Source organism: Photorhabdus temperata, from assembly GCF_025384845.1.
Classification (GTDB): Bacteria; Pseudomonadota; Gammaproteobacteria; order Enterobacterales; family Enterobacteriaceae; genus Photorhabdus; species Photorhabdus temperata.
This window is the reverse complement of the sequence record NZ_JAJAFX010000064.1, coordinates 22,621-30,028: the sequence shown is the minus strand read 5'-3', so window position 1 is coordinate 30,028 and position 7,408 is coordinate 22,621. Positions and strand designations below refer to the sequence as shown.

Here is a 7,408-nt window from a genome sequence, read left to right as displayed (position 1 = left end):
GATGGGTGGCGCAAAATGATGTATATGACTGGATTCATAGTGTCTGTTGGTGTTTAGAATATAATCATCCTGATTACACTTATTACTATGAAGAATTAGATAAAAATATCCAAGTATTAGCATGGGCTGAATTTATTTACCCAACCGCGCCGGAGATAAATAATGACAATTAATATCGGTGATACTTTGCAGTATTGTAATCCGATTTCAGACTACGCATATAAATTCACAATCGGAAATTATTATGAAGTGGTTGAATTCTTCGGTTTGCTTGGAATCACAGATGATGATGGAATTTTTTGCTCACTTGATGAAATCAATATTAATGATGAGGTAAATGATGAGTAAACAAATGATACTTAAAGCTCAAACAAATATGATCGGCTCTATGAGTCAAACAGAGCTGAATATAACAGAAACAGAATGGAGGGGAATGACAGATGAAGAACAGCAACAAATAATTAATGAATCTCTATCTAATGTCGTCGATATTTGGGTAGAGGTGGTAGATGAGGATGAAAATGAATAAATACGAATATATAATAAGTGGCGATAAATATCCAAATGATGCTTATGAATTTGAATCATGGTGGCATGAATACTATAAATCATATATAGCGGAAGATGCCGCAGAGGATTACTATGAATACAATGATGGGAGGGAATCAAACTGGCCCATTGACTTTGAAATTTATATTAATGGAAAAAGTCTAGGTATATTTACTGTTAGTCTTGAATCTGAACCAGTTTTCTCTGCAACTAAAAAAGTGGTGAATAATGAATGATAACGTAATGAAGCTTGTTGATGAACTGCATTGTCTTGCCTGTAAAGCTATAGACTACAAAGCAGATGTTGCATGGGTAAAAAGCGAAATCATTGAAGATTGGGGAAGCAATGACTTATCTAACTATCTGAAAGCAGTCAGTAATCCAGCCGTGCTAATTGATTTAACAAATGAAATTAAACACTTGTGCGATAAATTAACTATTGCTGACAATAATCTTATCGATAGTGAATGTCATAATGCAGAGCTGAAAAAGAAACTCGCTGAATATGAATCTCTGATAAGGGCATTTTGTAATGATGATGATGATTGGCATAAATTAGCTGATAGCAAGAATGAGTTAATATCTGTATTGTTCCATAAGTTATTATCAGTAGCAGAAGAGCTGAAAGCATATAAAGAGATGGAGCCTGTTGCGTGGCAGGATATTTTGACAGGCAAGATATATACAGAATTGCCGAAATCGGATGAAACGAGATACTTAGCTCTCTTATATCACCCCAATAAATAACGAGAAAATATGGTAGACTTCCGAGGCAGTAATACACCGAAGGAATTACGTGATAAATGGCAAACCCCGATTGAGATATTCACAGCGTTAGACATAGAATTTGGCTTTTATTTAGATGCCGCCGCCGATTATCAAAATACTCTATGCGCTCATTATCTCACGGAACGAGATAATGCTCTTGAATGCGAGTGGATAAGCTATGGAGCAATCTGGTGTAATCCGCCCTACTCTGACATTACACCGTGGATATTAAAAGCTGCTGAACAATGCAGGAAGCAAAATCAGTCGGTCGTTATGTTAGTCCCGGCAGACACATCTGTGGGTTGGTTTAAATTAGCTATTGAAAGCGTTGATGAAGTGAGATTAATAACAGGTGGTCGCATTTCATTTATTAATGCTGGCAACGGAAAGACAGCGAAGGGAAATACAAAAGGAAGCTTATTATTAATCTGGCGTCCATTTATCAAACCGCGCTGTACATTTACAACTATCGATAAAAGCCAATTAGTTAAAATTGGCTCAAACATATTAAAGGAAATAAAATCACATGAAACTTATTAAATCACTTCAGATTGAAACAAAGACCGTCGATTACTTTGGGATTGAATTAACAGTGCTGGGCTCTACAGAATATCTTGCAACTGACGAGGATGGTCTTGTATGTGCATATGACGAATGCCCGCGCAAAGACTTATGTGCATGGCTTGCGTCTAGAGATAATCCTTTTTACACGCCAGTTGCGATTGTTGATTTAGAAAATATGGACTGGCGTGAAACCCTCGTGAAACTCTCGTCGAACTATGAATGACCAAGTTCTTGAGAATGGACGCCGAAAAATAGCAAGGGAATGCTTAAGCGAGCTGACAGCTCTCGATAAATACGACGATAAAGCAGCAACAGCTATTCTTGATAAATATACACCGCAGTTTAAATTAATTATGTCTGAACATCAGAAGAAAAAAGCCAGTCCGAAGGGTTGGCTTTCTCAGTATGTTCGAAATTTGCAAAAGGAATGTAAGAATGGATAGATACCCTCTGACATTTAATGAAGCGTGTGACTTTGTTGGTGTATCACCACCAACATTAAGAAACTGGATCCGAACTGGTAGGCTGATAGCAGCAAGAAAAGACCCATCAAAACAACAATCACCTTATCTCATCACGAGACAAAATTGCATTGCCGCATTAAACAATCCGATCAACACTATAAAAGTGAGCGCGGTTGACGCTAAGGAAGGTAACAAATGTCAATATTCCGCAGAAACAAGACCTGGTACGCCGACATCACGATCCCAGGCGGCAAGAGAATTAAGCAATCTCTTGTCACTGAGGACAAGCGGCAAGCGCAGGAATTGCACGACAAGCTAAGGGCTGATTTATGGAGGGTAGATAAACTCGGTGATTATCCTGATGTCACGTTTGAAGAGGCTTGTATCAGATGGCTTGAAGATAAATCTGACAAAAAGTCTCTTGATACTGATAAGAGTCTGATTGGCTTCTGGTTGGAACATTTTTCTGGATATCTCATAAAGAACATTACATCAGCAAAAATTTATGCGGCTGTGGGTAACATGCAGAATCGAAAACATCTGGAAAATTGGCAATCAAAGTGCGAAGCAAATAAAAGAAAGGGTAAAGATATGCCTGTCTATGTACCAAAGACAGCATCAAAATCCACAAAATCATCTCACCTAGCTCTGATCAAATCTATTCTCAGAGCTGCTGAAAGAGAGTGGAAGTGGCTCGATAAAGCCCCAATAATAAAGGTTAACCAGCCAAAGAATAAACGCATTCGATGGCTGGAGCCACATGAAGCAATGAGATTGATATCTGAATGTCCTGAACCATTGAAATCAGTCGTTAGATTTGCACTGGCTACAGGCTTAAGACGGTCGAATATCATTAACCTAGAGTGGCAACAAATTGACATGCAAAGAAAAGTAGCATGGATCAATCCAGAGGACAGTAAATCGGGAAAAGCAATTGGGGTTGCTTTAAATGATACTGCATGTCATGTACTTCGCGATCAGATTGGAAACCATCATAAATATGTGTTCGTTCATAATAAAGAGGCAATTAGAAATGATGGAACAATGACCCCGAAAATAAGGAAAATGCGTGTCGATAATAATAAAGCGTGGAATTCCGCATTGAAAAGATCAGGAATAGAGAATTTCCGCTTTCATGATTTAAGACACACATGGGCTAGCTGGCTTGTACAATCAGGAGTTCCATTATCTATATTACAGGAAATGGGCGGATGGGAATCAATCGAGATGGTAAGGCGCTATGCTCATTTAGCGCCCAATCATTTAACCGAACACGCGAAACAAATAGATTCAATTTTTATTAATCACGTCCCATCTACGTCCCAAGCAAGACTTGATAATAAGGCAAGCAACGGATAACTAATTGATTTAACTGGTGGGTTGTCGGGGGCTCGAACCCCGGACCAATTGATTAAGAGTCAACTGCTCTGCCGACTGAGCTAACAACCCAATGTGAACGATTATTCTCCTATACAAAGCTGCCGTCAATATCTTATTACTCTTTTTTGCTAAACGAATAATTCATATTCAATCCCAAGAGTATTAATAAGTTAAATTGTAACCAATTTGTTTTTAACGTGAGATCAAGCTGTTATTATTATAGTAATCTGTGTCACAATATTTTTCGCAAACATCATCACATATAAGGCCACTTAAAGAGCCGTAACAATTTACCTAAGAAAATATTGGACACTTTTATTATGGCAGAAAAAATACACTCTACGCTTTCCACTGAAACCGGGGAAACACAACTACAACGCAATCTAAGCAATCGGCATATACAACTTATTGCTATCGGTGGCGCCATTGGCACGGGCCTGTTTATGGGATCAGGGAAAACCATCTCTCTTGCCGGGCCATCGATTATATTCGTTTATATGATTATCGGCTTCATGCTGTTTTTCGTTATGCGCGCAATGGGCGAACTACTGCTCTCGAACCTGCAATATAAATCATTCAGTGATTTTTCCGCAGATTTACTGGGGCCTTGGGCTGGTTTTTTTGTCGGCTGGACTTACTGGTTCTGTTGGGTCATTACCGGTATCGCCGATGTCGTCGCCATCACCTCATATATCAGCTATTGGCAACCCGATTTTCCGCAATGGATCACTTCCCTGCTCTGCGTTTCCCTATTGCTGGCCCTAAATCTGGCAACAGTGAAATTATTCGGCGAAATGGAATTCTGGTTCGCCATGATAAAAATAGTTGCCATTGTCGCGTTAATTATGATAGGCGTGGTTTTGATTGGTATGCATTTTCAATCCCCTGCGGGTCATACCGCCTCACTGGCAAATATATGGAATGATGGTGGATTATTTCCAACAGGGTTAAGTGGATTTTTTGCCGGCTTCCAGATAGCAATATTCGCCTTTGTGGGAATTGAATTAGTGGGTACCGCTGCCGCGGAAACTAAAGACCCAATGAAATCACTTCCCAGAGCAATTAATGCTATCCCGGTTCGTATTATCACCTTCTACGTGCTGGCACTGATAATTATCATGTCAGTCACACCATGGCGTTCAATCATTGCAGACAAAAGCCCTTTTGTTGAGCTGTTCGTTCTGATTGGTTTACCCGCTGCCGCAAGTATCGTGAATTTCGTAGTATTAACGTCCGCCGCATCTTCAGCAAACAGTGGTGTTTTCTCCACCAGCCGTATGCTGTTTGGACTGGCAAAAGAAGGTGATGCACCACAGCAATTCAGCCGCCTTTCACGCCGTTCCGTGCCCGCGTCAGGATTAATTTTCACCTGTTTATGTTTATCCTGCGGTGTGGTGCTGATTTATTTAATTCCTGATGTAATGCATGTATTTACCTTGGTGACAACCGTTTCAGCCATTCTGTTTATGTTTGTCTGGAGTATGATCCTGTGTTCATATCTGGTTTACCGGAAACGTCGCCCTGCATTACATAAGGCTTCAATATATAAAATGCCACTCGGGATTATTATGTCGTGGGTCTGTCTGGCATTTTTTGCATTTGTTCTGGTATTGCTCACATTACGGGATGATACTCGCCAGGCATTAATCATCACACCTGTCTGGTTTCTGGTGTTAATTATTGGCTTTCAAATTGTAAAAAGACGTAGAACCCGCTTATATAGCTAACTTATTTAAAGGTTAAGGTTAATGTGAAGGCATTTTGCCTTCACAATTTTCGGTTTTACTTTAAATCACTTAGTCTTGTATTGCGCTTCAGCATCAATAAAACGCTGTTGTGCTTCTCTGCTTGGTGCTTTACCCAACAGACTCACAACGACAATCGCAATAGAGGCAAAGATAAAACCAGGGATAATTTCATACAACGCAAACCACTGGTACTTCATCCACATCAATACGGTTATTGCACCCACCAACATACCCGCCAGTGCGCCATTGCGTGTCATACGCTTCCAGACAACAGAGATCAGTACCACCGGACCGAACGCTGCGCCGAATCCAGCCCAGGCATTACTTACCAGTGCCAGCACTTTATTATCAGGATTAGTTGCTATTACCATAGCGACGGCTGCCACCAATAGCACCATGAAACGCCCCACCCATACCAGCTCTTTCTGGCTGGCGGATTTGCGAATAAAAGGCTTATAAAGATCTTCAGTCAATGCACTCGCACATACTAGCAACTGGCAACTAAGAGTACTCATCACCGCAGCCAGAATCGCCGACAATAAAATGCCCGCTATCCACGGATTAAACAGAACAACTGCCAGTTCCATAAAGATACGCTCACGATTGGCAGTGACCGGACCAGCCAGGTCAGGATGCATTTCAAAATAAGCAATACCAAAGAAACCGACAGAAATCGTTCCTGCCAGGCATAACACCATCCAGGTCATACTGATGCGACGAGCTTTACGGACAGTGTGATGGGAATCTGCCGCCATAAAACGCGCCAAAATATGCGGCTGACCAAAATAACCTAATCCCCAACCCAATAGCGAGATAATAGCGACAAAATTCAACCCCTTAAACATATCCAGATAAGCGGGGTTTTTCGCTGCTATCAAAGCAATAGAAGTATCAATGCCGCCGATAGAGAAAATAACGATAATCGGGGTCAGGATAAGAGCGAAGATCATTAACGAAGCCTGGACAGTATCCGTCCAGCTGACAGCCAGGAAGCCACCGAGGAATGTATAGGCAATCGTTGCCGCGGCGCCAAGCCACATGGCTTTCTGATAACTGATACCGAAAGTGCTTTCAAATAACAATCCTCCGGCAACAGCGCCAGAAGCACAATAAATAGTAAAGAAGATCAGGATAACCAGTGCGGAAATAATGCGCAGGATCTTACTGCTATCTTCAAAACGACTGGTGAAATAATCGGGTAGCGTCAGCGCATTGTTATTGACTTCCGTCTGGATCCGTAACCTGCCCGCAACTAATTTCCAGTTCAGGTAAGCACCTAAAGCAAGGCCAATCGCTATCCAACTTTCTGAAACCCCAGCGAAATAAACTACGCCAGGCAAACCCATTAATAGCCAGCCACTCATATCCGAAGCACCGGCAGACAAAGCCGTTACCACGCTACCTAATCGCCTTCCTCCCAAGATATAGTCATCAAAATTTTTGGTTGAGCGATAAGCCAAAAAGCCTATCAACAACATTCCAGTAATGTAGACAATAAAGGTGATTAGCATTGGTGTATTTACTGTCATGCAGGTTCTCCATAGTGTTATCTGTGTTTTGCAAAGCCGCAGTTCTCCTGGGGACACAGAGTTTTCCCTGTCAGGTTCAGGAACGTTGCACCTGATTGCACCTAAAGATGGTTTATAATTTTAAATTGAAATAATTATTTTTGTAACAAATTAGAAAGTCACAATGAATCCTAGATTAGCATCAGGTAATTTAACAACTAATTAACGCCATTTTTTACAAGAAACGTTTGCTGAATCACATTTATTTGATTTAAAGGTTATACTTTTTAACCGTTTCATGGTTACCCCACTGGTATTAGCCATAAAATGCCGAACCAATATATATCAATTAGATAAAGTTACAAAAATAAATACCCTCTCTTAATTATAATAACTGGATTAATTCCACAAAAATCAAACAAGCAAT

11 protein-coding genes and 1 tRNA gene are annotated in these 7,408 nt (G+C 40.6%); 10 read left to right on the top strand and 2 right to left on the bottom strand.

Features of this window, described 5'->3' with window-relative positions; translation table 11 throughout:
• Positions 1–162 precede the first annotated feature (162 nt).
• The 9 genes from LGZ99_RS19675 to LGZ99_RS19635 are packed head-to-tail and all read left to right on the top strand — an operon-like array spanning position 163 to position 3,704.
• Positions 163–348 (top strand): hypothetical protein, encoded by a 186-nt coding sequence (locus LGZ99_RS19675; protein WP_021326037.1) that lies wholly within the window; start codon positions 163–165, stop codon positions 346–348.
• Positions 341–529, top strand: a complete 189-nt coding sequence (locus LGZ99_RS19670) for a DUF7167 family protein (RefSeq protein ID WP_023046478.1) — start codon at positions 341–343, stop codon at positions 527–529. Before LGZ99_RS19675 ends, LGZ99_RS19670 begins: the two co-directional genes overlap by 8 nt.
• Entirely contained in the window at positions 522–785 is a 264-nt protein-coding gene (locus LGZ99_RS19665) for a hypothetical protein (protein ID WP_155806703.1), read from the top strand. Before LGZ99_RS19670 ends, LGZ99_RS19665 begins: the two co-directional genes overlap by 8 nt.
• Positions 778–1,296, top strand: coding sequence for a hypothetical protein (locus LGZ99_RS19660; protein WP_262979480.1), 519 nt, complete (start codon positions 778–780; stop codon positions 1,294–1,296). Before LGZ99_RS19665 ends, LGZ99_RS19660 begins: the two co-directional genes overlap by 8 nt.
• A gap of 9 nt (positions 1,297–1,305) precedes the next feature.
• On the top strand, positions 1,306–1,857 hold the full coding sequence (locus LGZ99_RS19655; protein ID WP_262979479.1) for a phage N-6-adenine-methyltransferase: 552 nt from the start codon (positions 1,306–1,308) through the stop codon (positions 1,855–1,857).
• Complete coding sequence (locus tag LGZ99_RS19650; protein ID WP_262979478.1) at positions 1,844–2,104, top strand: hypothetical protein; 261 nt, start codon at positions 1,844–1,846, stop codon at positions 2,102–2,104. Before LGZ99_RS19655 ends, LGZ99_RS19650 begins: the two co-directional genes overlap by 14 nt.
• On the top strand, positions 2,097–2,324 hold the full coding sequence (locus tag LGZ99_RS19645) for a hypothetical protein (RefSeq protein WP_262979477.1): 228 nt from the start codon (positions 2,097–2,099) through the stop codon (positions 2,322–2,324). Before LGZ99_RS19650 ends, LGZ99_RS19645 begins: the two co-directional genes overlap by 8 nt.
• The gene (locus LGZ99_RS19640) at positions 2,287–2,664 is read left to right on the top strand and encodes a helix-turn-helix domain-containing protein (protein ID WP_155806599.1); all 378 of its coding nucleotides are present in this window, start codon (positions 2,287–2,289) and stop codon (positions 2,662–2,664) included. The genes LGZ99_RS19645 and LGZ99_RS19640 overlap by 38 nt, the downstream gene beginning before the upstream one ends.
• Positions 2,547–3,704 (top strand): site-specific integrase, encoded by a 1,158-nt coding sequence (locus tag LGZ99_RS19635; RefSeq protein ID WP_262979481.1) that lies wholly within the window; start codon positions 2,547–2,549, stop codon positions 3,702–3,704. Before LGZ99_RS19640 ends, LGZ99_RS19635 begins: the two co-directional genes overlap by 118 nt.
• Before the next feature lie 14 nt (positions 3,705–3,718).
• Here LGZ99_RS19635 and LGZ99_RS19630 read toward each other — a convergent pair.
• Positions 3,719–3,794, bottom strand: a tRNA-Lys gene (locus LGZ99_RS19630).
• 251 nt (positions 3,795–4,045) lie between these two features.
• Between LGZ99_RS19630 and cycA the strand changes: the two genes are divergently transcribed.
• Positions 4,046–5,452, top strand: coding sequence for a D-serine/D-alanine/glycine transporter (gene cycA / locus LGZ99_RS19625; RefSeq protein WP_036839693.1), 1,407 nt, complete (start codon positions 4,046–4,048; stop codon positions 5,450–5,452).
• A gap of 65 nt (positions 5,453–5,517) precedes the next feature.
• Here the strand turns inward: cycA and putP are convergent, their stop codons facing one another.
• A complete protein-coding gene (gene putP, locus LGZ99_RS19620; protein ID WP_021324062.1) occupies positions 5,518–7,002 on the bottom strand; it encodes a sodium/proline symporter PutP in 1,485 nt (494 codons plus the stop codon).
• Between the last annotated feature and the right edge of the window lie 406 nt (positions 7,003–7,408).